At 36.5% G+C, this 26,289-nt stretch carries 29 protein-coding genes; 7 read left to right on the top strand and 22 right to left on the bottom strand.

All coding sequences use genetic code 11. The annotated features are described in order from the left end of the window. Positions 1–346 precede the first annotated feature (346 nt). Both H0184_RS02165 and rnjA read left to right on the top strand, forming a co-directional pair. The gene (locus H0184_RS02165; RefSeq protein WP_221820384.1) at positions 347–556 is read left to right on the top strand and encodes a DNA-dependent RNA polymerase subunit epsilon; all 210 of its coding nucleotides are present in this window, start codon (positions 347–349) and stop codon (positions 554–556) included. Between the two features lie 6 nt (positions 557–562). After that, entirely contained in the window at positions 563–2,230 is a 1,668-nt protein-coding gene (rnjA, locus tag H0184_RS02170) for a ribonuclease J1 (protein ID WP_221820386.1), read from the top strand. Positions 2,231–2,262: 32 nt separating this feature from the next. Here the strand turns inward: rnjA and H0184_RS02175 are convergent, their stop codons facing one another. From H0184_RS02175 to H0184_RS02245, 15 genes are all read right to left on the bottom strand, one after another. Next, positions 2,263–2,922, bottom strand: coding sequence for a potassium channel family protein (locus H0184_RS02175; protein ID WP_221820388.1), 660 nt, complete (start codon positions 2,920–2,922; stop codon positions 2,263–2,265). 70 nt (positions 2,923–2,992) lie between these two features. Continuing rightward, positions 2,993–3,898 carry a DUF4349 domain-containing protein gene (locus tag H0184_RS02180; protein ID WP_221820390.1) on the bottom strand — a complete coding sequence of 302 codons (906 nt, stop codon included), beginning with the start codon at positions 3,896–3,898 and terminating at the stop codon, positions 2,993–2,995. Between the two features lie 89 nt (positions 3,899–3,987). Continuing rightward, a complete protein-coding gene (locus H0184_RS02185; RefSeq protein WP_221820424.1) occupies positions 3,988–5,808 on the bottom strand; it encodes an ABC transporter ATP-binding protein in 1,821 nt (606 codons plus the stop codon). A 10-nt stretch (positions 5,809–5,818) separates the two neighbouring features. Beyond that, on the bottom strand, positions 5,819–7,573 hold the full coding sequence (locus H0184_RS02190) for an ABC transporter ATP-binding protein (RefSeq protein WP_221820426.1): 1,755 nt from the start codon (positions 7,571–7,573) through the stop codon (positions 5,819–5,821). Between the two features lie 156 nt (positions 7,574–7,729). Next, a complete protein-coding gene (locus tag H0184_RS02195) occupies positions 7,730–8,185 on the bottom strand; it encodes a TlpA disulfide reductase family protein (RefSeq protein ID WP_221820428.1) in 456 nt (151 codons plus the stop codon). 68 nt (positions 8,186–8,253) lie between these two features. Continuing rightward, positions 8,254–8,802 carry a peroxiredoxin gene (locus H0184_RS02200; protein WP_179597466.1) on the bottom strand — a complete coding sequence of 183 codons (549 nt, stop codon included), beginning with the start codon at positions 8,800–8,802 and terminating at the stop codon, positions 8,254–8,256. A 153-nt stretch (positions 8,803–8,955) separates the two neighbouring features. Further along, positions 8,956–10,080 (bottom strand): N-acetyldiaminopimelate deacetylase, encoded by a 1,125-nt coding sequence (locus H0184_RS02205; RefSeq protein ID WP_396953570.1) that lies wholly within the window; start codon positions 10,078–10,080, stop codon positions 8,956–8,958. Between the two features lie 58 nt (positions 10,081–10,138). After that, positions 10,139–10,849 (bottom strand): 2,3,4,5-tetrahydropyridine-2,6-dicarboxylate N-acetyltransferase, encoded by a 711-nt coding sequence (dapD, locus tag H0184_RS02210; protein ID WP_221821273.1) that lies wholly within the window; start codon positions 10,847–10,849, stop codon positions 10,139–10,141. A 74-nt stretch (positions 10,850–10,923) separates the two neighbouring features. Then, positions 10,924–11,805: a LysR family transcriptional regulator gene (locus tag H0184_RS02215; protein WP_313771701.1), complete on the bottom strand. Its 882-nt coding sequence runs from the start codon at positions 11,803–11,805 to the stop codon at positions 10,924–10,926. Between the two features lie 112 nt (positions 11,806–11,917). Further along, a complete protein-coding gene (locus tag H0184_RS02220; RefSeq protein WP_221820436.1) occupies positions 11,918–13,423 on the bottom strand; it encodes an MDR family MFS transporter in 1,506 nt (501 codons plus the stop codon). Between the two features lie 51 nt (positions 13,424–13,474). Beyond that, positions 13,475–13,927, bottom strand: a complete 453-nt coding sequence (gene cbpB, locus H0184_RS02225; RefSeq protein ID WP_221820438.1) for a cyclic-di-AMP-binding protein CbpB — start codon at positions 13,925–13,927, stop codon at positions 13,475–13,477. Between the two features lie 140 nt (positions 13,928–14,067). Continuing rightward, on the bottom strand, positions 14,068–14,304 hold the full coding sequence (locus H0184_RS02230; protein ID WP_045515459.1) for a YkuJ family protein: 237 nt from the start codon (positions 14,302–14,304) through the stop codon (positions 14,068–14,070). Positions 14,305–14,484: 180 nt separating this feature from the next. Then, on the bottom strand, positions 14,485–14,991 hold the full coding sequence (locus H0184_RS02235; RefSeq protein WP_221820440.1) for a DUF3993 domain-containing protein: 507 nt from the start codon (positions 14,989–14,991) through the stop codon (positions 14,485–14,487). A 171-nt stretch (positions 14,992–15,162) separates the two neighbouring features. After that, positions 15,163–15,402 carry a hypothetical protein gene (locus H0184_RS02240; protein WP_221820442.1) on the bottom strand — a complete coding sequence of 80 codons (240 nt, stop codon included), beginning with the start codon at positions 15,400–15,402 and terminating at the stop codon, positions 15,163–15,165. Positions 15,403–15,470: 68 nt separating this feature from the next. After that, a complete protein-coding gene (locus tag H0184_RS02245; RefSeq protein ID WP_221820444.1) occupies positions 15,471–16,682 on the bottom strand; it encodes an EAL domain-containing protein in 1,212 nt (403 codons plus the stop codon). Between the two features lie 156 nt (positions 16,683–16,838). On the opposite strand from H0184_RS02245, the gene H0184_RS02250 reads away from it, so the two are divergent. The 5 genes from H0184_RS02250 (at position 16,839) to H0184_RS02270 (ending at position 20,995) form a co-directional block, all read left to right on the top strand. Next, positions 16,839–17,612, top strand: coding sequence for a C39 family peptidase (locus tag H0184_RS02250; RefSeq protein ID WP_221820445.1), 774 nt, complete (start codon positions 16,839–16,841; stop codon positions 17,610–17,612). A gap of 188 nt (positions 17,613–17,800) precedes the next feature. Continuing rightward, positions 17,801–18,679 carry a metallophosphoesterase gene (locus tag H0184_RS02255; protein ID WP_221820447.1) on the top strand — a complete coding sequence of 293 codons (879 nt, stop codon included), beginning with the start codon at positions 17,801–17,803 and terminating at the stop codon, positions 18,677–18,679. Between the two features lie 154 nt (positions 18,680–18,833). Then, positions 18,834–19,310: a YkyB family protein gene (locus tag H0184_RS02260; protein WP_221820449.1), complete on the top strand. Its 477-nt coding sequence runs from the start codon at positions 18,834–18,836 to the stop codon at positions 19,308–19,310. Positions 19,311–19,469: 159 nt separating this feature from the next. After that, complete coding sequence (locus tag H0184_RS02265) at positions 19,470–19,670, top strand: hypothetical protein (RefSeq protein ID WP_221820451.1); 201 nt, start codon at positions 19,470–19,472, stop codon at positions 19,668–19,670. 170 nt (positions 19,671–19,840) lie between these two features. Further along, positions 19,841–20,995 (top strand): aminotransferase A, encoded by a 1,155-nt coding sequence (locus H0184_RS02270; protein WP_221820453.1) that lies wholly within the window; start codon positions 19,841–19,843, stop codon positions 20,993–20,995. A gap of 46 nt (positions 20,996–21,041) precedes the next feature. Here H0184_RS02270 and H0184_RS02275 read toward each other — a convergent pair whose 3' ends face one another. From H0184_RS02275 to H0184_RS02305, 7 genes are all read right to left on the bottom strand, one after another. Continuing rightward, positions 21,042–21,218, bottom strand: a complete 177-nt coding sequence (locus H0184_RS02275) for a hypothetical protein (RefSeq protein WP_221820455.1) — start codon at positions 21,216–21,218, stop codon at positions 21,042–21,044. Positions 21,219–21,285: 67 nt separating this feature from the next. Then, positions 21,286–22,164: an NAD(P)-dependent oxidoreductase gene (locus H0184_RS02280; protein WP_221820456.1), complete on the bottom strand. Its 879-nt coding sequence runs from the start codon at positions 22,162–22,164 to the stop codon at positions 21,286–21,288. A gap of 157 nt (positions 22,165–22,321) precedes the next feature. Continuing rightward, positions 22,322–22,795: a hypothetical protein gene (locus H0184_RS02285; protein WP_221820458.1), complete on the bottom strand. Its 474-nt coding sequence runs from the start codon at positions 22,793–22,795 to the stop codon at positions 22,322–22,324. Between the two features lie 89 nt (positions 22,796–22,884). Further along, positions 22,885–23,670, bottom strand: coding sequence for an SDR family oxidoreductase (locus H0184_RS02290; protein ID WP_221820460.1), 786 nt, complete (start codon positions 23,668–23,670; stop codon positions 22,885–22,887). Between the two features lie 114 nt (positions 23,671–23,784). Next, complete coding sequence (ptsP, locus tag H0184_RS02295; RefSeq protein ID WP_221820462.1) at positions 23,785–25,497, bottom strand: phosphoenolpyruvate--protein phosphotransferase; 1,713 nt, start codon at positions 25,495–25,497, stop codon at positions 23,785–23,787. Continuing rightward, complete coding sequence (locus tag H0184_RS02300; RefSeq protein ID WP_221820464.1) at positions 25,497–25,763, bottom strand: phosphocarrier protein HPr; 267 nt, start codon at positions 25,761–25,763, stop codon at positions 25,497–25,499. Before H0184_RS02300 ends, ptsP begins: the two co-directional genes overlap by 1 nt. A gap of 289 nt (positions 25,764–26,052) precedes the next feature. Then, a complete protein-coding gene (locus tag H0184_RS02305; RefSeq protein ID WP_221820466.1) occupies positions 26,053–26,247 on the bottom strand; it encodes a hypothetical protein in 195 nt (64 codons plus the stop codon). Positions 26,248–26,289 lie beyond the last annotated feature (42 nt).

A 26,289-nucleotide genomic window follows, 5' to 3' on the forward strand; every position in this document is an offset into this window, starting at 1 on the left:
AAAACTGCAATAATCTATCATGGCTTGCTTTACATTGGACAAGGATCGTTTAAAATAGGAAGTAAGGAGATGATCCACTATGTTAAAGAAGCTAAGAAAGAAGCTCTTAAAACAGTGGAAAGATTTACTGCGAAAGAAATCAATTGCTTAACAACAACTTTTTCGAGCCCTTCAAACTTGCGAAGGGCTCCTTCCTTATTGTAAATTGATTATCAGTGTATTTACTTACATATTTTTCTATAAGTCCGAGTGCTTCCTAAATTAGGCGAAAAGTGAAATTAAATGAAAAAAATGTAATTATTTAATATAATAGAAAAAGTCATGATCGATTAAGGAGCGATTTATTATGGTATTTAAAATTTACTTTCAAGAAAGAATTACTGAAGTCCCTGTCAGAGAAAAAACAAAGGTTATCTATGTCGAGGGAGATTCTGTAAGGGATGTTCGAAAAAAAATTGTTGATCGTGGATATAATGTTGAATTTGTACAAGAAGTAACCGCAGCATATTTAGAATATGAACAACAAAATGAAGATTATAAAGTATTGGAGATTTGATAATTTATGAAATTTGTAAAAAATGACCAAACCGCAGTTTTTGCTTTAGGCGGTTTGGGCGAAATTGGTAAAAACACATATGCTGTACAATTCCAGGATGAAATAATCCTAATTGATGCTGGAATTAAATTTCCTGAGGACGAGCTTTTAGGAATTGATTATGTCATCCCTGATTACACTTATTTAGTAAAAAATGAAGACAAAATCAAAGGTTTGTTTATCACACACGGACACGAAGATCATATCGGCGGAATCCCTTATTTACTCAGAGAAGTAAATATTCCAATTTACGGCGGGAAACTTGCTTTAGGTTTAATTAAAAATAAACTTGAAGAGCATGGTTTATTAAGAAATGCAAAGTTAAACGTCATTCAGGAAGACGATGTGATTAAGTTCCGCAAGACTTCTGTATCTTTTTTCCGGACAACTCACAGTATTCCTGATTCTTACGGAATTGTGGTTAAAACACCGCCAGGTCAAGTCGTCCATACGGGAGATTTCAAATTTGACTTTACACCAGTAGGGGAACCTGCTAATTTAACAAAAATGGCAGAAATCGGAAAAGAAGGCGTACTATGTTTGCTATCAGATAGTACGAACAGTGAGATTCCTGAATTCACGATGTCTGAACGTCTTGTGGGAGAGAGCATTGATGATATCTTCCGAAAGGTTTCTGGACGGATTATCTTTGCCACGTTTGCATCAAATATTTATAGGCTTCAGCAAGTTGTAGAAGCTGCTGTAGCGAATGGAAGAAAGGTTGCTGTTTTCGGTCGAAGCATGGAATCAGCCATTAACATAGGTCAAGAATTGGGCTATATTGTTGCCCCAAAAGAGACATTTATTGAAGCGAATCAAATCAATCGGTTACCGGCAGATAAAGTCACCATTCTTTGTACTGGAAGTCAAGGGGAAGCAATGGCTGCTTTATCTAGAATTGCCAATGGCACTCATAGACAAATTCAAATTATCCCTGGAGATACGGTAGTATTCTCATCTTCACCTATTCCTGGGAACACGATAAGTGTAAATCGGACGATTAACCAGTTGTTTAGAGCAGGTGCTGAAGTTGTTCACGGTAAACTCAGTAACATCCATACATCTGGACATGGCGGCCAAGAGGAACAAAAATTAATGCTTCGCTTAATTAAACCAAAATTCTTCATGCCGATTCACGGCGAATACCGAATGCAGAGAATGCATGCCAAGTTAGCTGTGGACTGTGGTGTAGAAGCGGAAAATTGCTTCATCATGGACAACGGTGAGGTTTTAGCTCTATCCGAAAACAGTGCGCAAGTAGCAGGAAAAATCCCATCCGGCTCCGTTTATATTGACGGAAGCGGTATTGGCGATATAGGAAATATTGTTCTGCGCGACAGAAGAATCCTTTCTGAAGAAGGATTAGTTGTTGTGGTAGTCAGCATTAACATGAAGGATTTCAAGATTGCTTCAGGTCCTGACCTTATTTCTAGAGGATTTGTTTATATGAGAGAATCCGGAGATTTAATAAACGACGCTCAAAATTTAATTACTAAACACTTAAATAAAGTTATGGAACGTAAAACAAGCCAATGGTCAGAAATCAAAAATGAAATTACCGATACATTAGCACCATTCCTATACGAAAAAACAAAACGTAGACCAATGATTTTACCGATCATTATGGAAGTATAAGCTAAAAGGAAGCGCACAAGCGCTTCCTTTTCTTATTGCATAACTTTCCTTTCAAATCGATCGATGTCCTCATCTGTACCGATAACAATTAATACATCGTTGTGACGGATATCTTCATTTGCCTTTGGAGAAACGATGATATCCATTCCTCTTTTAATCGCTACAATATTTAATCCATATTTCTTTCGAATGTCTAAATCAATAATGGTATGACCGCTAATCTTGCTGTTTGCCACAATTTCAACAATACTATGTTCATCTGACAATTCTAGATAATCCAACACAGAGCTGGAAGCCATATTATGAGCAATTCTTCTTCCCATATCTCTTTCAGGATGAACAACCTTATCTGCCCCAATTTTCACAAGCACTTTTTCATGATAATCATTCTGTGCTTTTACGGTAATATGATTAACCCCTAATTCCTTTAATATTAAAGTTGTTAAGATGCTAGATTGGATGTCATCACCAATTGCAACAATTACATGATCGAAGTTACGAATACCAAGACTCTTTAGAACTGCTTCATCTGTTGTATCACCTACAGCAGCATGCGAGGCTATCATCGCGTATGCATTTACTCTTTCTTCATTTTTATCAATCGCCAGCACCTCAAAACCTTCATCAGAAAGAGTCCGGCAAATACTCCCGCCAAAACGGCCAAGACCTATTACTGCAAAATTTTTCCTCACAAGTACTCCCCCAGCAAAATCAATTAACCATTTTCATTTTAGCATATCCAATTTAGTTGAATATACTAATTTATTGATTGTCGTTTCTTTTCAGTACTCTTTTGATGAATAGGTAAATAAAAACAGCAGCCACTGCAAGGATTCCTAAAACAGGCAAATTACCAACCAAAAATACAAATATCCCTGAGATAGCTGCTAATAGCATGTTTGTGCTTTTCATAAATTGTTTTTTTGTTTTATCCCAAGTATTTAAGTCATCATCTTCAAGATTAGGTACAATAACCTTATTTTCAAAAAGTGATATATGAATTGTAGATAGTGAAGTCTGATTTTCTAAATATTTCATTCTTCCTTGAATTCTTTCTATTTCCTCTTGTACGGCAGCGAGGTCTGCAGAAATTTTTAGTAAATCTTCTGTCTTTTGTGCATTCTTCATAAATGATGTTAATCGTTCTTCCACTACTCTTTTTGATTTTAGTCTCGAGTCAAGGTCGACATACTCTTCTGAAACATCTGTACCAGTAATATTTCTCTGCAGAACCTCAGCAGCCTGCCCCTCAGCCTCACGCAAAAATGCTTGGAAATTCTTTTGGGGAATACGTACAGCAATTTGGCCACTAACTTGTTCTTCACCTTCTTTAAAAACATTGGACTCAGAGATATAGCCGCCATACTTTATTACTTGTTCTTCTATATTTTGTAAGGTTTTTTCAAATTTCTTTACACGTAATTGTAAATCAGCTTGATAAATTACCATTTGACTGGGGACTTCCATTTCCTTAGGAGCTGCTTCCTCTTGTTTTGCATTATTATCAAAAGATACTTGTAACTTTTCCTCACTAGAAGCCTGACCTGAATCACTTTCCACGCTTCTGTCACTACTCATCTTCGCTTCATCACTTTTACTGTTTGAACTGCAGGCACCTAGAAAAAGAACCAGCGATATGATAGTAAGTAATCTCAACCATTTGTTCATACGATAACCCCCTTCTGTCTATTTATTAATACCGACGATAAATAATTGGGATGGTTACAAAAAAATAAAAAACAGCCAAAGACTGTTTTTTATCCTGCATTTAACATATTGAATTGCGCTTTTACCAGTCTGTGATAATGACCGTTTTCCGCCATCAACTGAGAGTGGCTGCCTCTCTCTAAGATTTCACCATGGTCAAGGACAATAATTTGTTCAGCATCTCGAATGGTCGAGAGCCTGTGTGCGATAATAATCGCTGTTCTATCCTTTAAAAGAGTCTTTAATGCTTGTTGAATCTGGACTTCCGTCTCAGTGTCAATACTAGCAGTTGCTTCATCCAAAATTAAGATTCTTGGGTTCGCCAGTAATGCTCTTGCAAATGATAGCAGCTGGCGCTCACCCACTGATAGAATATTTCCACGTTCTTCTACCTCTGTGTGATAACCATTCGGCAATTGTTCTATAAACTTATGTGCACCAACCGACTTAGCTGCCTCGATTACTTCTTCGTCAGTTGCTTCTGGTCTGCCAAACCGAATATTTTCAATAATGGTACCAGAAAAAATAAAGGTATCTTGTAAAACTACACTAATTTGCTGGCGTAAGCTTTTAAGTGAAATTTCTCTAATATTATGATTATCAATGTTAACCTCTCCCAATGTAGGGTCATAAAATCGGCTGATCAGGTTAGCGATTGTGGACTTTCCTGATCCTGTGTGACCGACAAGGGCAGCAGTTTGCCCAGCTTTAATTTCTAAATTTATCCCTCTTAGAGCCGGCCTGCTTTCATCATAAGCAAAGGAAACATTCTTAAAAACTATTTCTCCTTTTATTTCACCTATATCTATTGCCTTTTCACCTTCCGAAACAATCGGCTTTTCATCGAGAAACTCAAAAATCCGCTCCGATGAAGCCATTCCCATTAATAATTGGTTATAAACCTGACCTAGACGAGATATCGGTTCCCAAAACATGCCTAAATAAAAAGCAAAGGACACGAAAACGCCGATGGTTATGGTTCCGTTTTGAATTAAATGTGCTCCATACCAAATCAATACTGCTGTACCAAGTGCGTTCGTTACCTCAACTAGCGGTCTGAACATGGCGTTCTTTTGGGATGCAGCTCTCCAGCTTTCAAAATTCTCATAATTTACTCCTTCAAAAAAGGACATATTCTCTTTTTCTTGGGTAAATGACTGAGTAACACGAATTCCTTGAATACTTTCATTTAGATGGGAATTCAACTTCGATTGCTTCAACCGTACCGTTTGCCAAGAACGTCGGATATTGCGACGTAAACTTGTTGAAATAAAGAACATTAATGGCAGGATAATCATAATGGCTAGAGTAAGTGACGGACTCAATGAAAATAGAATAGCAAATATTCCTACCAATAATAATGTATCCATTAATGAATTGATGACACCGTTTGTAAACAGCTCCTGCAGTGAATTGATATCGTTCATTATTCGAACTAGAATGGAACCTGCTGACCGCTGGTCGAAAAAACGATGGGAAAGACTTTGTACATGTGTAAATAAATGCTTTCTAATATCGTAAATTACTCCCTGCCCCAGCTCATTCATCCAGCGAATACGGAAAATATTAGCAGTATATGAAATGATATAAAGGAGTGCAATCATAAAGACTAATATCGTCAGCAGTTTAGTATCTTTATTTCCGATTGCCTTATCAAGAGTATATACACCAATTAGTATTGGGATTATTAACCGAACAGCTGTAGTGATAATAACCATTAGGAAGGAGAGCGGCAGCAGCTTCGTCTGATATGGCTTTAAATAACCAAATAGACGTGTCATTTGTAACCAATTAAAAGGCATATCAATGACTTGATCAACTGAATAATGAAATCTTTTTGAGACATTTCGTTTTTTAATTTCCTTGCTCATATTTGACTCCTTAACTGATATTTGAGGTAAGAACAGTCTTTTGATCTTTAAATTGAATATCGTAAATACGTTGATAAGCTCCATTATTTTCAATCAATTCTTCATGTTTTCCTCGTTCCACTATCCTTCCATCTTCAAGAACAAGAATTTCATCTGCATGCTTAAGAGAGCTAATCCTATGGGCAATAATAAATGTTGTCCGCCCTTTCATCACTTCATTTAGTGCCTTTTGAATGTTTACTTCCGTTTCCATGTCGACTGCACTTGTAGCATCATCTAGAATTAGAATGCTAGGGTCAATACACAGTGCCCGTGCAATTGCTATTCTTTGCTTTTGCCCCCCAGATAACCCCATACCTCTTTCTCCAAGTACCGTTTCATATCCCTTTGGAAGTTCCATAATAAACTCATGTGCCTGAGCACGTTTGGCAGAATCTATTACTTGTTCTAATGTAACTTCCGGTCGACCATATGAGATATTTTCTTTTATTGTTGTAGAAAACAGAAATGACTCCTGCAAAACAAATCCAACATTTCTTCTTAATGCCGTTAAGGAATAGCTGTTAACAGACTTACCGTCTATTAAAACCTCACCGCTGCTAGGTTCATAGAATTTAGTCATTAATTGTGTGAGACTCGTTTTTCCTGAACCCGTTGAACCAATTAGACCAAATACCTTTCCAGGGACAGCCTTAAATGTAATATCATGTAGAGCTTCTTTTGAGTCTTCATCATAACGAAGAGAAACATTTCTAAATTCAACTTCTCCTCTTAAGCGCTCAAAGCTGGTTAACTCAGATTGATCACTAATTTCGCTTTCTGAGTCTAAAACTTCTATTAATCTTTCACCAGAAGCTTTTGCTTGGGAAAATTGATTAATAACAAACCCTAGGTTCACAATTGGCCAAATAATGTACCAAACCAAACTATAGAAAGCAACCAACTCACCAGGTTTTAATGAACCATTCATTACAAGTGAACCACCATAGGCTAAAAGAAGGATAACACTTATGTTCCCCAGTAGCTCCATTAAAGGGAAATACTTTGCCCATATTGCTGAAGTAAATAAATAGTTCTCCTTGTAATCATTATTGGAGACGTTAAATTTACCAATTTCATAGTTTTCTTTAGACAGGGACTTTACCGTGTTTATTCCGCTAATACTTTCCTGTACTTTTGTATTCAGTTTTCCAAAGGATTCCCTGATTCCTCTAAATGCTGGATGGACAGCACGATCAAATTTATAAACTGCCAATCCTAAAAATGGAAGCGTAATTAATGTGACAATCGTTAAGGATACGGAATAATAAAACATGACACCCACGCTAATTACAATTAATAAGAAGAACCGAAGTAATTCTGTAAAACCAAAGGAGAGAAAGAAACGGAATCCTTCCACATCAGCGGTTAGACGTGACATAAGATCTCCTGTTTTGGCATTATCATAGTATTTAAACGGCAGGTATTGTAGTTTTTCGTATAGGGCATCTCTCATCCTGTAAACCGAACTAATCCCGAATAGGTCTCCGGTATATTGGTTTATATATGTAGCTATACCTTTTACTAGCATTAATAAAATAAATCCGATTGATAAGTATGGAATCCAATGGTATTTCCCTTTAAGAACCACTTCATCGATTGTCACTTGCAGGATCATTGGGTAAACAACTGTAATTGCCGTAACTAACACTAAAAAGGCAATTGAGTAAAGGAAATACTTTTTATAAGGCCAGTAGTAAGGACTTAATTTTTTAAATGTCTCCAAAGGCTTAACCCCTTTCTAACTATTTTTAATTTTTTGAATTAACACGTAATATTTAATATAACGGGTTTCGAAATAATAATCTACCCATTTGCCTTATATTTCTAAAAAAAATAAAAAAGACTACTCGGTATAAACGAGCAGCCTTGCGGTAGATTATTATTCGGTTTTTTCTAGTTCGTCTAGTACTCGATTTACTCTTTTTTCGAGCATTTTCATGCCGCTTCCGCCTGCTTGGAAATGACGGAGCCTGCCTTCTCTGTCAAATACATAATAGGCAGGAACATATTGATTTTCAAATGCTTCAGCTAGCTTATGTTCACTGTCAACAAAGATTGGCTGGTTGATTCCATGTTCTGCAGCAACTTGTTTGATCTGATCTAGGTCTAAATCATCTTCGGATCTAGGCATGTGAACAGCAATTACATTTAATTTATCTTTATATTGGTCACGGAATTGATTCACTTGCGGCATTGCTTCTTTACATAAGTGACAGCTGACCGACCAGAAATGAATTAGCGCAGGCTTATCACCCACTAGGTCCTCTCTTGTAACTTCTCCATTTAACCATTCAACTGCACCAGTTAATTCTGGCATTGGCTCCCGTAATTTCATAAGTATTCTCCTTTTTAAAAAAGACCTAACACTAAAGGTTAGGCCCTGCGTATTTAAGAATTTTAGAATTAAGCGTTAAGAGTAGCTTGTCCTGGCTTCCAGTTAGCTGGGCAAAGTCCCCCAGTTTGCAGCGCTTGAAGCACACGTAATGTTTCATCTACATCACGACCGATGTTATTGTGGTTAACAACAGAATACATTAATTCACCTTCTGGGCTGATAATGAATAAGCCGCGAAGTGCAATACCTTCTTCTTCAATTAAGACACCATAGTCGCGAGCAACCACATGGTTAGTATCTGCTGCTAATGGATAGTTTAGATCACCAAGACCATTGTTTTTGCGGTCTGTATTAATCCACGCAAGGTGAGTATGAATGGTATCAGTAGAAGCACCGATTACAACTGCATCAAGATCATCAAATTCTTCATAACGATCAGAAACTGCTGTGATTTCAGTTGGACATACAAAAGTAAAATCCATTGGATAGAAGAACAACACAGTCCACTTGTCGTTTTTCATGTTTTCTTCAAGACTTACTTTTCCAAATTCTTTGTTTGGTAATACCGCATCCATTTCAAATCTAGGTGCTTGTTTAGCTACCATACGTTCTGGCATGTCTAATCCCTCCAATTAAATAATTAGTTCCTTCATTGGTTTACCCTTTTTACATAAAGAATAAACGACGATATGTAACAATCTTTTCTAATTTTCAGTTTAACATCATAGGTCAAAAGAATAAAATGAAATGCCTTATTGATTTAATCTTCATCAATTTCCTTGAAACGTTATGTAGCTGGTGAGAAGATTAATCGCAACTTCTATTGCCTCTTCCTTTGGATTTAATTTGGCATGGTGCAGGCCATATGGCGAATCTACTCCGAGCCAGAACATCAATCCCGGTATTTCCTTTAGCATGTATCCGAAATCTTCCCCCGTCATTGCTTCTTTGCATTCAATAACTTCAATACTAGGCTGGGTTTTCATGTATTGAATAAAATCTCTCGTAATTTTCTCATCATTGTATACCTGATGGTACATAGAACCGTAATCAATAACTGCTTCACATTCAAAGCTAGTTTCTATTCCTTTCACCACAGCATTGATTCGTTGTTTAACCTTATCCATAGATTCATCCGATAAAGTTCTAATCGTTCCCTCAAGTCTTGCATTCTCGGCAATAATATTTTGAACGGTCCCACCCGTGATTTTTCCAATGGTAATGACCGCACTGTCTAATGGATTCACATTACGGGAAATGATTGTTTGCAGCTGACCTACTAGTGAACAGGCCGCTATCACCATATCATTTGTTAAATGTGGATAGGCAGCATGCCCGCCCTTCCCTTTTAAGTCAATAAAGAGTTCAGATGTATTTGCAAACAATAACCCCTCTTTGAGAGCAATGGTTCCTACAGGGTACTCTGGTGCAATGTGTAAGGCAAAAATAATGTCTGGCTTCCATTCCTTCATGATGTCGGATTTCAGCATTGGTTCTGCACCGCCAGGACCCTCTTCTGCAGGTTGGAAGATAAATAAAAGGTCATCCTCAATCGGGTTTTCTACATAGTGTGTTAAAACACCAAGAGCGATACTCATATGAAAGTCATGCCCACAGGCATGCATTTGTTCTGTATGAGTTGAGGAGAATTCTAATCCCGTTTCTTCAACGATTGGCAGACCATCAATATCCGCACGATAACCAATTACTTTTCCAGGATTCAATCCATGAACTTTAACAAACAGTCCTGTTTTCCATTTCTTAATGGATAACCTCTCTTGTGATAATGTCTCTAAATAAGATAACAAATATGCTTGGGTTTTATATTCTTGAAATCCTAACTCTGGTATTAAATGAAGATCGCGTCGGATTTTTACAAAAGGGTTCATTCTCACAATCCACTCCTTATACTAGAAAGAAAGCGTGGAAATGCTCCACGCTCCTTTGTCTAATCTATAATTGACGAAGTTCTTGCATAATTTCAGTCTTTGACTTTGTTTTTTCATCAATATCTTTTATTTTTCTAGCTGGTGTTCCTGCTACAACGGTATATGGAGGAACATCTTTCGTAACCACCGCACCAGCAGCAACTACTGAACCTTGTCCAACTCTTACACCTTCTAATACAACTGCATTTGCACCGATTAACACATCATCCTCAATAATGACAGGCTGTGCGGATGGCGGTTCAATAACACCAGCCAAAACAGTACCTGCACCAATATGGCAGTTCTTACCCACTGTTGCTCTGCCGCCAAGGACAACACCCATATCAATCATTGTTTTTTCACCTATTACTGCGCCAATATTTATAACTGCACCCATCATGATAACAGCATTATCACCAATTTCGACTTGGTCACGAATTGTTACTCCTGGTTCAATACGAGCATTAATATTTTTAGTATTTAGCAATGGAATAGCTGAATTTCTGCGATCATTTTCAATTACATAATCTTCAATTTTTGCTTGGTTTGATTCTAAAACAGGGTTAATATCAGCCCATTCTCCAAAAACAACTCCTGTATTGCCGTTGATAAACGTTTTAGAATTGCTTCCAAAGTCAAGCCCTTCTAAATCACCTTTTACATATACTTTTACAGGTGTTGACTTTTTACTATTTTGAATAAAAGAAATAATTTCGTTTGCGTCCATCATTTTCATCATACTACCTCCAAGTTGAATTAAAATTTACTTTACCAAACAAAAGTTTTGAAAACAAGAAAAATGAATATCAATCATTGACTCTGACTACTATGTTCCTTGATAAGATCTACAAATGCCTGCACCTGTTTTAGTTGGAAGGATGATTCATAGCCTAATAACCAAGTATCACGCTTTAGAGGCTCACCATTCTCATTAAGCAAGGGAACTTTGTAAATTTCCTTTTCGGTGTTAGTCAATGTAATTCCAGGCAGGATAGAGTATCCTAATCCATTAAAGGTTAATTGCTTACAAGTCTCTATTTGATCCACTATAATTGTTCTTTTCGGAGAGGTTTTAAACTGACGCATCCACCAATCTTGGATTTCCTGATAATAATTTGAATCACTTTTAAACTGGATAAAGGGCCTGTCCGTTTCCAAAAGCTGCTCAGGTCTTGTTATGTCTTTATCCACTAAGAATAACGGATCGCTGAATAGTTTAACTTTAACACCTTTCCAATCTGGAAGTCCGCGTGTAATTCCAATATGTACTTGATCGTCGTATAAACTTTTTAGTATTTCACTGCTCCAGCCTGTAATGAGTGAAATTTTTGCTTGCGGATAGGTATCACTATATTTTTTTAATACAGGCGGCAGCCAATTTTGACCCACTATTGAAGCAACTGCGATTTTCAGTGTTCCTGATACACCTGATTGCAGCGAATGAATGGTTTCTCGAACTTTTTCTTCTTTAACCAGTACTTCATTTACAAATTGGATGACGTGTTCGCCAGCAGGAGTAAGTGAAAGCCCTTTTTGTGAACGAATGAATAGCTTAGTTCCCCACTCCTTCTCAATACTTTGCAGGCGTTGTGACAGAGCAGGCTGTGATACAAATAGCCTCTCTGAAGCTTTCCTCATATTCATTTCTTGTGCTAAAACAGATAATAAGTGAAATTCAGATATAGAAGACAAAACCATCCACCTTTTGCTTGTTTAAACTTCCGCATAACTTATTATATAGAGAAAATTAAAACTTTTCATTACTTAGATAGTTTTTATTCAAAAAAACAGCTCTGCATAATCATTATGCAGAGCCTTGTTTATGTTTCGGAATAAACGTTATTAGGATTAAACTTATAATGGAAAATGTTAGAACGACATAATATACCCAATGTAAGGATTGGGTTAGTCCTTCCTGAAGCACTTCCTTCACATTCTCGTGTAAACCTGCCCTTTCATTTTCCTTTAATAGCAGGTTTGCTGAATCCACCGTCAACCCATCACTTTTGTCAGCATTAGTATTTAGGTAGTTTGCCAGCCTATTATTAAGAATTCCTCCAAGCAAGGCAGCGCCAATAGTGTTTCCTAGATTCCTCATAAACATATTAGCAGCTGTTGCTATCCCTCTTTGTTCCCAGCCTACCGTACTTTGAATAGATACAATGAAAGCCGTGGAGGTTAATCCCATGCCTACACCAATAATAAAGGAACCTAACGCCGCCCAAAGAGGCCCTGAGGAGGCTGTCATAGTCACAAATACTATACTGCCAATAATCAACGATGCTCCACCAATAAGCAAGGTTTTACGATAACCTATTGAATTTAGCAATTTCCCAGATATTGTTGAGGCAATTGGCCAGCCAATTGACATGGCGGTTAATGTAAATCCTGCAACAATTGGAGTTTGTTCCATTACCCCCTGGACAAAAGTAGGAAGGAAACTAGAAATTCCAATTAACATAATACCAGTGGTTAAAGAAGTAACATTTGCTACGAAAATAGAGCGTTCCTTCCAAATATTAAACGGCATGACAGGTTCTTTTGTCCGGCCTTCATGATAGACAAACATAGTAATCGTTACTAGGAATAGGGTAATCAAGCTGATCACTTGCCATGAGCCCCAAGACCATCTACCGCCGCCCTCAACTAACAAGAACATTAATGATGAAATAGACACAGTTAATAAAAGAGCACCTATGTAATCAATTTCACGTTTTTTCTTTTCAACCTTTTCGTGCAGGAAGTATCCTAAACCGATTAATGAAAGGATTCCAAGGGGAATGTTTATCCAAAATACATAATTCCAACTGACGTATTGGACTAATAATCCGCCAACTGCCGGACCGGTAACAGCAGAGATTCCCCATACACTCGCTAAATACCCTTGAACTTGTGCCCTTTCCTCTACAGAGTATATATCTCCAACGATGGTAGTTGCTATTGGCGTAACAGCACCTGCCCCAAATCCCTGAATTAATCGAAAAATAATCAGTGATTCCATCGATGTTGCAAAGCCGCAAAGAATCGACCCAATTAAGAAAATAATAATTCCGAAAAAAAGAATGGGTTTCCTGCCGAATAAATCCGATAATTTGCCATAAATAAGGACTGTTATCGCATTCATTAGTAGATATGCTGAAAAAACCCAGCTGTAGAGGGTAAAACCACCTAGGTCAGCAACAATAGCAGGCATGGCAGTTGAAACAATCGTTGCCTCAATCGCTCCCATAAACATGGCCAGCATTACGGCTGCGAGTACTAGCGGTCTATTTGTCTTTCCCCTTTTCGATTTAGAAATTGGATTGTCCATTATTACACCTCATATTTCACAAAAAAATAATACAGCCCCCTATTGGGAGCCTTATTTCTCACTTTTATTCATCTTATTTACATCCAAATTCAGCTGCATTAATAATGTACTGCGTGGCAGGATTCCTTCAAAATAACCATCCTCAGTATCAACACATAAAAAAGGATGATCTACTAGGAGCCTAAGACACGTCTTGATGGAAGCCGTGTTCTTTACCCGGGGAACAGAAATATTCATAACCTCTTCCACTCTTTTTTTTTCAAGTTGTTCAAATTCAATTCTTTCAAGACCAAGAATCGAATCCATTATTATTGGGGTGCTAATAAGACCATGTAGTTTGTAATGTGGGTCAAGTACGGGGATTGCCGTATATCCACTTTTTGTTAAAACTAACAGTGCATGCTCAAGATTATTCCCAACCTGCACATGAGCAACTCGCTCGGAAGGGATCATTAATTTGCGAATATCTATTTCTAAAAATTCACCACTGTGAAGACTTATCATCGCCGAAAACTCCTCAATGTTTGTTATACCACATGTATATTCTACCATAGTTTTCGGAGAACTGGGTTTTTTTATGAAAACGTAATAAATTCAAAATTGGACTTTTTCACACAAAAAAAGATAGGAACCGGAATCGGTCCCTATTGAATTAAATCAAAAATTTCAATTGTAATCATGTCAACATTATCAAATTGATAACGTTTTGGCTTTTCCTTTTCATTATATATTTCCAATTCAAATGTTTCTGTTTTTGGATGAAATGTTACCTGACACTTTCTTTCGCCATTTACTTCGAAATAGCGTTGTGCCGGTTCTCCTCCATTAGACTGTTCCTGAAGGTTTTTTAACCGGGTTAATATCCCTTGAAGCTGTGACATATGCTTCGTCTCCTTTCAAACACAAGCAAACTTTCTACTGTTATGTTTCTCTTTTGACATATTTCTATCCTTATGGATTTTTTCCAGCAAATTTTTTGCCTGGTGAATATGCCAATATTAAAAGAATAAAATAACAGACAGCATCTGTCCATGTAAAAATGAAAAAAATGGGAACTTTTTTTATTTATTTGTGCTTTTAGCCTTTTCCAAGACGGAATCTGGAATATTGTTATATAAAAATTCGTCTATCTTCCAGCCTCCATTCTCTTTTTTTAGCATTATTCCCTCATAATGATCCTCGTAGCCAACTGGACCATCACTGTTTGAAGGAAAAAATTCAAAAACATAGATGCTTTCTTGAGAAATAATCATTTTTGTCTCATCTGAATACTGGAAAAAAGGAATATAATATAGTGCAAAATCTGAACCGTAAGTAACAAATTTCCCCTCTTCTTCAAAGACATTTTCATCCCAAAACAACTTTTGGTAACTTTCTGAGAAATAAGGGTCTAATAAATCATTTATTTCTTTTTTTGTTCTAGTCTGTTCACTCAGAGAAACCTGAACTTGAAAGGCATTCTGCAACATACTAAAAACCTCTTTTTTACTACTTAAATTCTCTTTTGCGTTTGGAGACAAAGGTATTAATAATAAGACAATAAGAAGCATCAGTAATGTTTTCTTCATTTCCTTTTCCCCCTTACATAAAACGAATGTTATTATTCATTTTAACAACAATTATTCCTAACAATTGCAAAAATAAATCGTAAAAAAACACCATCAATAGACATGAACCCCCAAATTATTTAATGAATCTCCCGAAAAATTTTAATAAAAAATAGGCCTCAATGAGAGGCCTTATCGGAAAAAAGTGATTGTAACAAATAGGATGATAAACAAAACTAGGGTGAAAAATATACCATATGCCCAAAAAATCGGGTTACTCAAATAAATATGTCTTTGTACTGGCTTAGCTATACTTGTATCGATTTCTCCTTCAACGGCTTTTTTCTGTCTTGCCACTGATAATGTATAAATAAGCGAAACCGCAAGAATTCCAACTATAACAATTGAAAGTGCATTAACGAACAGATTCATGAGCGATTTCTCCTTTAATCATGTTTCTATTAAAATTCCACCGCATGAATCATTCTATACTCATTAAGTTATAACAATTGGTCATTATCGAACAAATACTGATACGTAATATCAATAAACAAATAATCATTCCCGTTAATTGGAATGGAGAACGTCCGTATGGTCTCTCCTGTCTCAATATCACTATATAGGTCAGAAAGGATTCCCTTACGTTCATTTCTCATTTTAATTATATTTTCTAGAAAATATGGACGCCAGCTCCAATTTTTTTGAACATATTCTTTTTGCGTATTCCAGCCATCATTACTTTTATAAATATTTGAAGACTTTTGGAACCCATCTTCGTCGCACACATACATTCTAAATGCTATCTGATCCATTTCTTTAATAAGTGAACCAAATAATTCCTCATAATTAGCTTTTTTATTCTTTAATAAAATATCTTGTACTTTATTTTGAAAAAATTCTGCTGCTGAATAAATGGCTTCCAGTTTTCTCTTCTCATAGGTAATAAACTCATGGAATTTCGTTTTTAAACGTTGTTTTAGTAATTCACGGTCAATAAATTCAGATTCAGGAGGATGAAGGTAAAACCCTTGATAATATCTGCCGCCGTTTTTCCAAGCAAATTGAAGCTGGTAGCTCATTTCAATATTCTCAAAAAGTAATGTTGCTCCTATTTTCCTCGCTAATAATGACAAGGAAAATAAGACATCAGTAAAACCTGCTGCCGCAGCATTAGATTTTAGCGCTTGTAAGTTAATTTTAATAATTTCAGGACTCAATTGGCCGATTCGTTCAAAATAATTTGTATCACTATCTATACTAGCAATAGCAACCTTAATCCCATATGTCCTATAGTATTGCAATAGATGATCCAATTGAGCAAAATCGCCCTTATAACGACCTTCAGAAATTTCAAGTACTATTCTCTTTAAATTCATTCCTCTTTTTTCAAATGCCAATAATTCTTGTAAAAATGGCTCACCATGTTGATACATAAGTAGATCTGCATCTCGATTTAAAAAGATACTAACATCATCCTCAAGCTCAAATGCTAGTTCTAATGCTTTTTTCACTAACAGATTATCCACTTCATACTTATATTCGTCTGGAATTTGATCATCCAGAAAAAATGGACCTAAAGAGATGATATTGCCTTCAAATCGATATCTTCCTAATACCTCATATGCAATGACACGCTGCTCATCGGCACTAAAAATTGGTTGAAAATAAGGAATGACATTTTCAAGATCCGTTAGGATATCCAATGCATCCATTCAAGTACCCTCCAAAAAAGATTTTCCTCATTATACCATACCCTTATATACAATACGCTTATCTTGCACATCATGTTCATTTCCCAAAGATTCCATCATAGTCTAACTGAAACAAACGAATCATAGTAACAAGTCCACATGATAGGAGGATAAGTTTTGAAAAAACTTTGCTTGCTTGTCTCCATCCTTCCACTGTTTGGATGTAATAATACTGACGATAACACCGTTTCAAAGAAATCAGAACAAGACAGCTACACACAAATATATGAACAAGTTCCAAGTCCTGTTAGCTCAAAAAAGGAAGGTACACCTGTAAATCAGCCTGCGAAAAAGGATTCAGTCATACTGGATGTTGTGTTAATTAAACAAAATCCAGAATTGCGATATGGGTGTGAGGTAACAAGTCTCGCGATGGTATTAAATCATGCAGGCGTGAAGACAGATAAAATGGATTTGTATCGTTCAATTCAGAAAGATTCTGATCCAATAAAAAAATCTCCTAATGGCGATATTTTACATTGGGGCAATCCTGCTGATGGTTTCGTCGGAGATATGACAGGCAGACAACCAGGATATGCGGTTTTCGATAAACCGATGGAAGCACTAATAAATCAAAAACTTCCGGGAAGAGCTGTGAACTTATCTAACCAGCCTTTTGAAAAGGTTCTAGAGCATGTTTCTGCTGGTTTCCCTGTGGTAGTGTGGACAACCGGGGATTATCGATTACCCGACCGATGGGAGTCTTGGAATCATGGACAGCAAGTTATTAAAACTCCCCTTGATTTGCATGCTGTGGTACTTGTGGGTTATGATGCAAACTATGTTTATTTAAACGATCCACTCTCTGGAAAAAAACAAGTTAGAGTAGGTAAAGATCAATTTATTGCATCCTGGAATGCCCTTAAGAATCGTGCAGTAAGTTACAAGTAAGTGAAAAAGCAGCCAACCGGCTGCTTTTATGCATTTTTTATTGATTTTAGAATATGAACTAATATATCCCTTTTTTTATAATATGTTTTTTCCTGCATATAGCTTGCAAAATTGTTCATTTTTAAAGAAAATACGATTGACACTTTTTTTACACAGAAAAAATCGGGAGATAGGTTGGTAGATTAATTATGTACAAAAAAATGAAGAGGAGAACATTCCTGAAGAGGACTGCAGGTACATTTCTCACCGTTATTGGTCTAGGTTCAGGCGGTTACTTCTATGCCAATCGAATTGAACCTTCACTTCTTGAAGTAAATAAACTAGAAATTCAGCATTCCTTAATTCCTGCAAGTTTTAATGGAGTAAAAATCGTACAATTTAGTGATACACATTTAGGTTTTCATTATAATATTAATCAATTAAGAAATTTAGTTGAGAAGATTAATCAACTTCAGCCTGATTTGATTTTTTTTACGGGAGACTTAATGGACGAGCCAAATAAGTATGATGATATTAACAAAGTTCCTCCAATTTTACAGCAGTTAAAAGCAACAATTGGAAAGTATTGTATTTATGGGAACCATGACCATGGAGGGTATGGTTCAGAAATCTATAGAAATCTAATGGAAATGTCTAATTTTACCCTTCTTTTAAATGAATCCCTTCCAATTAAACAAAAGGATGGAAGTTTTATTTCACTATTAGGGATTGATGATCAAATGCTGGGTAAACCTGACTTAAAACTGGCAATGACACATGTACCTGAGGATTCATTTAAACTCCTTTTAGCTCATGCCCCCGATATCGCTGATGAAGCCTCAATGTATCAAATACATTGGCAGTTAAGCGGGCACAGCCATGGCGGGCAGGTAAAAATGCCTTTCTTGGGTGCTCTTGTAATTCCGCCTTTTGCTCAAAATTACCCTGAAGGTTATTATTCCATTGGTGAGATTAATCCTTTGTCTTTATATGTTAATCGAGGAATTGGGACAACACGTCTCCCTTTTCGTTTTATGGCAAAACCTGAATTAACTTTATTTACATTGATTTCATCAAAAACAAATTAAAAAATCCTTACCTTTGCAAGGGGTAAGGACTTTTTAATTATGTAAAAGTTCTTGTTTTTTACAATAATGTTTTTACTTTCTTGAATTTCTATTTTACAATTAAATCATACTAAGTAAGATAGTTTCCTGCTTGTAATAGAAAGGAGTACATATTTTGACTCAAGAAAGAAAAAATCCCCACCCTAAAGGAAAGATAACGATTGATAACCTCTCACAAGCTCTCTATATTGTAAATCGCCATGCAAAGACAGCTCCAAACCCCAAATTTTTATATAAATTAAAGCATGAATCATTAAAGAAGTTATTAGACGAAGGTAAAGCGAAAAAAATTGGGCTTCATTTTTCGGAAAATCCTCGTAATAGCAAACAGCAATCAGATGTCCTCGTTCAGTGCGGTCATTATACTTTTCATATTCCTCCTACAAAGGCTGACTTTTCTGAGCTTCCTCATTTGGGAAAATTAGATGGCAGTGTTAGAAATCCAAAATCCTCGATTTCACTTAATCAGGCAAAGGGCATACTACAGCAATTTACAGGCATTGTAGAGATGGAACAACCACCTGCAAATCAACGAAAAAATCGTCCATATCAAAAACCAATCTTTAAAAAGTTAGGAGAACGATATACGTAAAAAGCTGGATTTATCAGGCTTTTTACGTATTTTTTTGTACATAAATTCGAAACATATTATTGATAATTTTGTGAACTCTTTAACAAAATCTAGACCCTTTTCCTCATCAAGCTTACAATGCAAGTAAGAAGAAAAAAAATATAAAGAGGTGCCTTAGACATGAAAGGGACAGCGATACTTTTTCAAGAAAAGAGAATTACATTTATTGAAGATGTTGATCTCTCTGTGTACAAAGAAATTAAAGATCAATGTGGCTGCAATCAATGCAGCTGTAAACTAAATGATAAAGTCGTTTCATTCGGTTCCGTTTCCCCTGTTTTCTGGCATGAAGATGAAGTAGATTGGGACTATGGATATTAGAAATACTCAATAAAATTATATAAACTTCCTACCCAAAATACAGCCTGAATACATGTTCAGGCTGTTTTACTTTCTCCAATCCCCCCTGGTCCTGCCTATTATTGTAGAATATTTCTATAAATCTGTTTATAATCAGAGTATTCATGAAAGCAAGGGAAGGATGAACGAGGGTGGAGCATTTAATTAATACCAAAGTTCAGGGAATAGAGGTTTCAGGTATAAGAAAGTTTTATAATATGGTATCACACATAGACGATTTGATTTCATTTACAATTGGTCAGCCAGATTTTCAAACACCAGAACATGTAAAACTAGCCGGCATTCAAGCGATTGAGGAAAATTTCACATCTTATACGCCTAATGCTGGAATCACTGAATTACGAACTGCCGCATGTGATTTTGTTAAAAAAAAATATGGGCTTTCCTATGAACCAGAATCTGAAGTAATCGTCACAATGGGTGCAAGTGAGGCGATTGATATAACCTTTAGAGCGATTCTGAGCGAAGGTACCGAAGTAATATTACCAGGACCCATTTACCCAGGATATGAACCCATTGTTCGAATGTGTGGAGCAGTTCCGGTTCATGTGGATATAAGAGAAAATCAGTTCCGATTTACTTTAGAAATGATTAAACCTTATATTTCCGAAAAGACTCGTTGTATTGTTTTACCATATCCTTCAAATCCTACTGGTGTGAGCCTGTCAGAAGGTGAATTAAAGGAAATCGCTGATTACTTAAAGGACCGGGATATTTTTGTACTTGCTGACGAAATCTACAGCGAGTTAATTTATGATCAAACACATGTCTCAATTGCTTCTTTCCTAAAGGAGAAATCAATTGTTATTAATGGGTTATCCAAATCACATGCGATGACCGGATGGAGAATTGGTTTTCTATTTGCACCACAAAATATTACAAAGCACATATTAAAAGTACACCAATACAATGTATCGTGTGCAAATTCAATTGCTCAGAAAGCCGCTTTAGCTGCATTAACGGCCGGGATTGATGACGCTATTCCGATGAAAAAAGAGTATTCGATAAGACGTGACTATGTTTATAACCGCCTTACCGCAATGGGGCTCAATGTAGTTAAACCAGATGGGGCATTTTATTTCTTTGTAAAAATTCCCGAATCTATTTCCTTGAATAGCTTTGATTTTGCCCTGAAAATGGTTCATGAAGCTAAGGTAGCCGTAGTTCCTGGAAGTGCATTCTCTGAGTATGGTGAAGGCTACTTTCGACTATCCTTTGCCTGTTCTCACGAAACATTGGAAAATGGGTTGAACCGGATGGAGAAATTTTTAAATGCTGACATATAACAAAAGAACCCTCACTGCGAAAAAAGTGAGGGTTCTTTTGTTTTTATTAACCTTTATATTTACCGTTATTTTTAGATGCTTTTTCTTTTTTTGCTTTATCTTTGTGAATTTTATTGGTAGCTGCTGAACCCATTTCATGAGCAAATTCCTCATTTAAAACAGCAGAGTCAAAACCCTTTTTGTTTTTTTGCTGCGGGTCATTCTTTTTATTCTTTTTAGCCATTATAAAATCTCCTCCTCTTTTATGTTCCTTTCTAGTTTTTAAAAAGGAGGAGGAATTTATTCAATGTTTAAGACTTCCAATATTTATAAAGCGCTTGCGTTCCACTGTTTTCCTCGCCCATTTCAGCAAGCTGCTCATAAAGTGATTTTGCCAATGCCAATCCTGGGACCTTCATTTCCATACGGTCTGCTTCCGCTAAAGCAATTTTCATATCCTTAATAAAATGTTTTATGTAAAATCCTGGTTCAAAATTACCATTTAGCATTCTAGGTGCAAGATTACTTAAGGACCAGCTGCCTGCAGCACCTGTGGTTATACTTCTTAAAACCGATTCTGGATCTAACCCTGCCTTCTCAGCATAAATAATTGCCTCGCAGACACCAATCATATTCGTAGCAATTGCAATTTGGTTGCACATTTTTGTATGCTGACCTGCACCTGCCTTTCCCTGATAAACAATATTTGTTCCGAGCAGGTTTAACAGCGGCTTTATAGATTCAAAGACTTCATCCTCCCCGCCAGCCATAATTGACAGCTTTGCTTCCTTTGCCCCTACATCACCACCGGACACAGGTGCATCAATGGTATGAATTCCTTTTTCTATTGCAGCTTCATTAATTCTCACTGCAAGAGACGGAGAGGATGTCGTCATATCAATTAGGACGCTGTCTTTACGGCTATGATTAATTAATCCACTAACTCCTAGATAAATCTCTTCTACATCATCAGGATAGCCGACCATGGTGATAATAATATTAGCACTTTCAGCCATTTCCTTTGGTGAATCTACCCATTTGGCGCCTTTATCTAAAAGTTCTGCTGACTTTTCCTTTGTTCTTGAATAAACAATTAGTGGAAATCCAGCACCTAATAAATGCCCCGCCATACTTTTCCCCATAACACCTGTCCCAATAAATCCAATTATCGTATTTTCTGGAGTGAACACAGGAATCATCCTCCGATTTTAAATTTTTATCTATTTAATTATATATCGTTAACGAGAAAAAAACCGGAACAAAGTACTTTCCGGTTATCGTGCTCAATCTCCAAATTTATGCACCTTTTTAGCTTCTCCTATACTAAACCAGGATAAACGAACTTTTCTAAAGTTCAGACGAGAAATTTGTTAAAAAAACACGTCCAAAAACTTCCTGATTGTTGTATATTTCTATGGAAACAGCTTGATTTTTTTCAATCATATTTTTTAGGTCATGAATGTGTAAATCTTCTTTTAAAGGGAGCGGATCCATAAAAATATACTTTTCACTTTTCCCCTTCACCTCTAAATATTCTCCATTTAAAACTTGATCTTCACCATAGATAATTTCTCGTTTGCCAATTGCAGCGGCAAGTTGATCATTATGAATTGTAACCCTTACTTTATATAATTCATGTCTATCTAAAATCTCATTATTTATCCTAAAACGAAATTGCAGTTCATTATTCTTTGTTAACAAAGCATCCGCATAGCGGTTTACTATTAATTCTTCTGTTAGAGGGAGTCCACAACCTGTAAGTGTTGTTCCAATAAACATTAAACCTACTATAAGTAAAAACACTTTTATTCTTCTCCGCATGTTAAACACTCCTTTATGTTTTTACCTTAACCAAATATTATTGGTAATAAACGTAAAATGAGGTTGATTATAGTATTAAGGCAGAGAGGTTAAATGGCTCTAATCATTCCCCCATCAACTAAAAACGAACTGCCTGTCATATAAGTATTTGCATCTGATAGAAGGAAAGCCGCTACATTTGCAAATTCTTCAGGTGTACCATATCTTTTTAAAGGGATTGTCGCCTTCATTGATAATTCAACAGTGTTTAGATCTACTCCCAGTTTATCCGCTCTAATTTGGTCTAAATGTCTAACTCTGTCAGTTGCAATTCGTCCTGGTGCAATTGTGTTGATAAGTATATTATATTCAGCTAATTCCGCTGCTAAAGTTTTGGAGAGTCCTACGATACCGGTTCTAAACGTATTTGAGAGTATTAAGCCTGGAATGGGTTCCTTAATGGAAGATGAGGCGATATTAAGAATTTTTCCACCTTGTCTCTTTAGATGTGGCAATGCTTCACGTATAATACGGACATATGATAATAAATTTAATTCAAATGCATTTTGCCACTCATCATCTGTTAATTCCTCAAATGTTCCAGCTGGCGGACCGCCCGCGTTATTAACCAGTAATTGAAGAGTGCCAAATGTCTCGATTGTTTTTGATACAAGTTGTTTGATATCCTCTGTCTTTGTTATATCTGTTTTTTGGAAGGCCACTTTGCCAAGCCCCAGAACCTCTAATTCCGCTGCCTTCTTTTTGAGTTTTTCCACATCTCGACCTGAAATCATTACATTGGTGCCTTCTTTTACTAACGCCTTCGCAATCGCAAAACCTAGGCCTTGGCTGGAAGCAATTACAAGCGCTGTTTTCCCGCTCAGATTTAAATCCATCATCCATCCCCCTTTAAACTCGTCTATCCCTATTATACTAAAAATTACCTCTATTTCCTAAAACATGTACAACAAAAAAGAGACAAAATAAATCTGCCTCTTTTTTGTCGATCATTATTTGGTTGCAGCATTAACTGCTTCGATCACCTGATCGGTTGTTTGCATATTTAATACCTGATTGGCCAGTTTCTCCATATCAGCCTTGCGTAACTTTTTAATTTGTGAACGTGCTTTTAAAATAGACGTTGCACTCATTGAAAATTCATCTAATCCAAGGCCAAGAAGAAGTGGTATTGCCGTTTCATCTCCAGCCATTTCACCGCACATTCCAGCCCACTTTCCTTCTGCATGTGCAGCGTCAATAACCATTTTTACCAATCTAAGAATTGACGGGCTATATGGTTGATATAGGTAGGATACACGTTGATTCATTCGGTCAGCTGCCATTGTATATTGAATTAAATCATTCGTACCAATACTAAAGAAATCCACTTCTTTCGCAAATTGGTCAGCTAAAATAGCAGTTGATGGAATTTCAACCATGATTCCAAGCTCAATACTGTCTGATACCTTTTGACCAGCAGCAATAAGCTTTTGTCTTTCATCTTCAAGGATAGCCTTAGCTTCACGGAATTCATCCAAAGTTGCAATCATCGGGAACATAATTTTTAAGCTGCCATAAGTACTTGCTCGGAGAAGCGCACGGAGCTGAGTACGGAAGATATCCTGCTCCTCTAAACATAAACGAATCGCTCTAAAACCTAAAAATGGATTAAGCTCTTTTGGTAATTGAAGATATGGAAGCTCTTTATCGCCGCCGATGTCCAATGTACGAACAACCACAGGCTTATCCTTCATACCTTCTAAAACCGCTTTATAAGCCTCAAACTGCTCTTCTTCAGTAGGAAGCTGGTCTCTTCCCATATAAAGGAACTCAGTCCGGTAAAGACCTACGCCTTCACCGCCATTTTCAATTACTCCCTTTAAATCATTTGGAGTACCAATATTAGCAGCCAACTCAACATGGTGGTCGTCCGCTGATACCGTTTTTTCATTAACAAGCTTTGCCCATTCACTCTTTTGAGCTTCAAATTGCTGATGGATGTTACGGTATTCTTCCACAAGTTCTGGAGTCGGGTTAATATGTACTTCACCTTTAAGCCCATCGACTATGACTAAGTCACCATTGTTAATTTCTTCTGTAGCCGTTTTTGTACCTACAACTGCCGGAATCTCCATTGAACGAGCCATAATCGCTGAATGAGAAGTACGTCCGCCAATATCAGTAGTAAATCCTAGTACATATTGCCGGTTCAATTGAGCAGTATCTGATGGAGTTAAATCCTCTGCTACAATAATTACTTCTTCGGCGATCATGCTTGGATTTACCAGCTGTACCCCTAGCAGGTGTGAAAGAACACGTTTTGTAACATCACGGATATCTGCTGCACGTTCCTTCATATATTCATTGTCCATTTGTTCAAACATCGTAACAAACATATCTGCTGTATCTTTTAACGCAGCTTCTGCATTTACTTTATCTGATTGAATCTTGTCTTCAATTGGACCATTTAATTCTGGATCTGTTAAGACAAGTAAATGTGCTTCGAAAATGGCTGCTTTATCTGCCCCTAAGTCAACCTTAGCACGGTCGCGAATAGCTTCTAGTTCTGCTTTAGATTTTGCAATTGCTTCCCTAAAACGCGAAACCTCTGATGCCGTATCTTCGATTGTTTGTGTTTCAAATGTTAAATTTGGTTCAACTAACCGATATGCTTTTGCAATGGCAATGCCATTTGAAGCAGCAATTCCCTGTAAAAATGTCATTACTCAGCCAGTCCTTCTTTTTTCAATAATTCATCAAGGCTTCTTAAAGCCTCTTCACTGTCACTGCCTTCTGCACTAATGGAGATATCAGCACCTTGTCCAATACCTAAAGACATGACACCCATAATAGATTTCAAGTTAACCTTTTTACCCTTATATTCTAAGTTGATTTCTGAATCAAATTTGCTAGCTGTCTGTACTAATAAAGTTGCAGGTCTAGCGTGAATACCTGTATCAGCTGTTACTTTAAATTGTTTTTCTGCCATGTTAAATCAAACTCCTTCTCATTATTATAAAATGACACTGGCTATTACATATCTAACGGCTTATAGTCAGATAAATATAACTGAACTAATTGTTATATTTTCTCCAAAGTAATACGAAGTATGTAAATCAACAAGCCTCATTTTATTATTAGAAATTCATACAATTGCAAGGATACCATGTTCAAACAGCACAGACAACATAAAACCCTTTTTGTAAGCGCATTAAAAAATCGACATTATGACTTTTTTTAAAAGTTCACAAATTAGCCATAAATTTATCCACTAATATTTAGCTTCTAGGCTCTTTTAAGTAGTGATATAATACATCGCCTCCCCGCTGACCTATTCCACGAAAATGTTTAAAGTCTTCCCTCTTGACAAGGACTTGACGAAAATCCATAAAAGCTTCTTTTTCAACATAATACTCAGATAGCTCACCTGTTTTTAATTTATCCAAAATCTCTTCAATAAATTGTTCCTGCATATAAGTCACCTCTATTACATTTTATAGTAAGAATTCATTTTG

This window comes from Neobacillus niacini, assembly GCF_019749295.1.
GTDB lineage: Bacteria > Bacillota > Bacilli > Bacillales > Cytobacillaceae > Neobacillus > Neobacillus niacini_D.

Excerpts from the sequence above, each read along its gene's own strand:
- H0184_RS02240 (WP_221820442.1), bottom strand. The coding sequence starts at position 15,402 with ATGAATCTGTTCGTTAATGCACTTTCAATTGTTATAGTTGGAATTCTT.
- dapD (WP_221821273.1), bottom strand. The coding sequence starts at position 10,849 with ATGAAAATGATGGACGCAAACGAAATTATTTCTTTTATTCAAAATAGT.
- H0184_RS02195 (WP_221820428.1), bottom strand. The coding sequence starts at position 8,185 with ATGAAATTACGGGAGCCAATGCCAGAATTAACTGGTGCAGTTGAATGG.
- H0184_RS02300 (WP_221820464.1), bottom strand. The coding sequence starts at position 25,763 with ATGGCAGAAAAACAATTTAAAGTAACAGCTGATACAGGTATTCACGCT.
- H0184_RS02305 (WP_221820466.1), bottom strand. The coding sequence starts at position 26,247 with ATGCAGGAACAATTTATTGAAGAGATTTTGGATAAATTAAAAACAGGT.
- H0184_RS02165 (WP_221820384.1), top strand. The coding sequence starts at position 347 with ATGGTATTTAAAATTTACTTTCAAGAAAGAATTACTGAAGTCCCTGTC.
- cbpB (WP_221820438.1), bottom strand. The coding sequence starts at position 13,927 with ATGATAAGTCTTCACAGTGGTGAATTTTTAGAAATAGATATTCGCAAA.
- ptsP (WP_221820462.1), bottom strand. The coding sequence starts at position 25,497 with ATGACATTTTTACAGGGAATTGCTGCTTCAAATGGCATTGCCATTGCA.
- H0184_RS02265 (WP_221820451.1), top strand. The coding sequence starts at position 19,470 with ATGAAAGGGACAGCGATACTTTTTCAAGAAAAGAGAATTACATTTATT.
- H0184_RS02235 (WP_221820440.1), bottom strand. The coding sequence starts at position 14,991 with ATGAAGAAAACATTACTGATGCTTCTTATTGTCTTATTATTAATACCT.
- H0184_RS02245 (WP_221820444.1), bottom strand. The coding sequence starts at position 16,682 with ATGGATGCATTGGATATCCTAACGGATCTTGAAAATGTCATTCCTTAT.
- rnjA (WP_221820386.1), top strand. The coding sequence starts at position 563 with ATGAAATTTGTAAAAAATGACCAAACCGCAGTTTTTGCTTTAGGCGGT.
- H0184_RS02220 (WP_221820436.1), bottom strand. The coding sequence starts at position 13,423 with ATGGACAATCCAATTTCTAAATCGAAAAGGGGAAAGACAAATAGACCG.
- H0184_RS02275 (WP_221820455.1), bottom strand. The coding sequence starts at position 21,218 with ATGGCTAAAAAGAATAAAAAGAATGACCCGCAGCAAAAAAACAAAAAG.
- H0184_RS02185 (WP_221820424.1), bottom strand. The coding sequence starts at position 5,808 with ATGAGCAAGGAAATTAAAAAACGAAATGTCTCAAAAAGATTTCATTAT.
- H0184_RS02200 (WP_179597466.1), bottom strand. The coding sequence starts at position 8,802 with ATGCCAGAACGTATGGTAGCTAAACAAGCACCTAGATTTGAAATGGAT.
- H0184_RS02180 (WP_221820390.1), bottom strand. The coding sequence starts at position 3,898 with ATGAACAAATGGTTGAGATTACTTACTATCATATCGCTGGTTCTTTTT.
- H0184_RS02290 (WP_221820460.1), bottom strand. The coding sequence starts at position 23,670 with ATGGATTTAAATCTGAGCGGGAAAACAGCGCTTGTAATTGCTTCCAGC.
- H0184_RS02230 (WP_045515459.1), bottom strand. The coding sequence starts at position 14,304 with ATGTCACAGCTTCAAGGGATATTAACCCGGTTAAAAAACCTTCAGGAA.
- H0184_RS02285 (WP_221820458.1), bottom strand. The coding sequence starts at position 22,795 with ATGCGGAGAAGAATAAAAGTGTTTTTACTTATAGTAGGTTTAATGTTT.
- H0184_RS02255 (WP_221820447.1), top strand. The coding sequence starts at position 17,801 with ATGTACAAAAAAATGAAGAGGAGAACATTCCTGAAGAGGACTGCAGGT.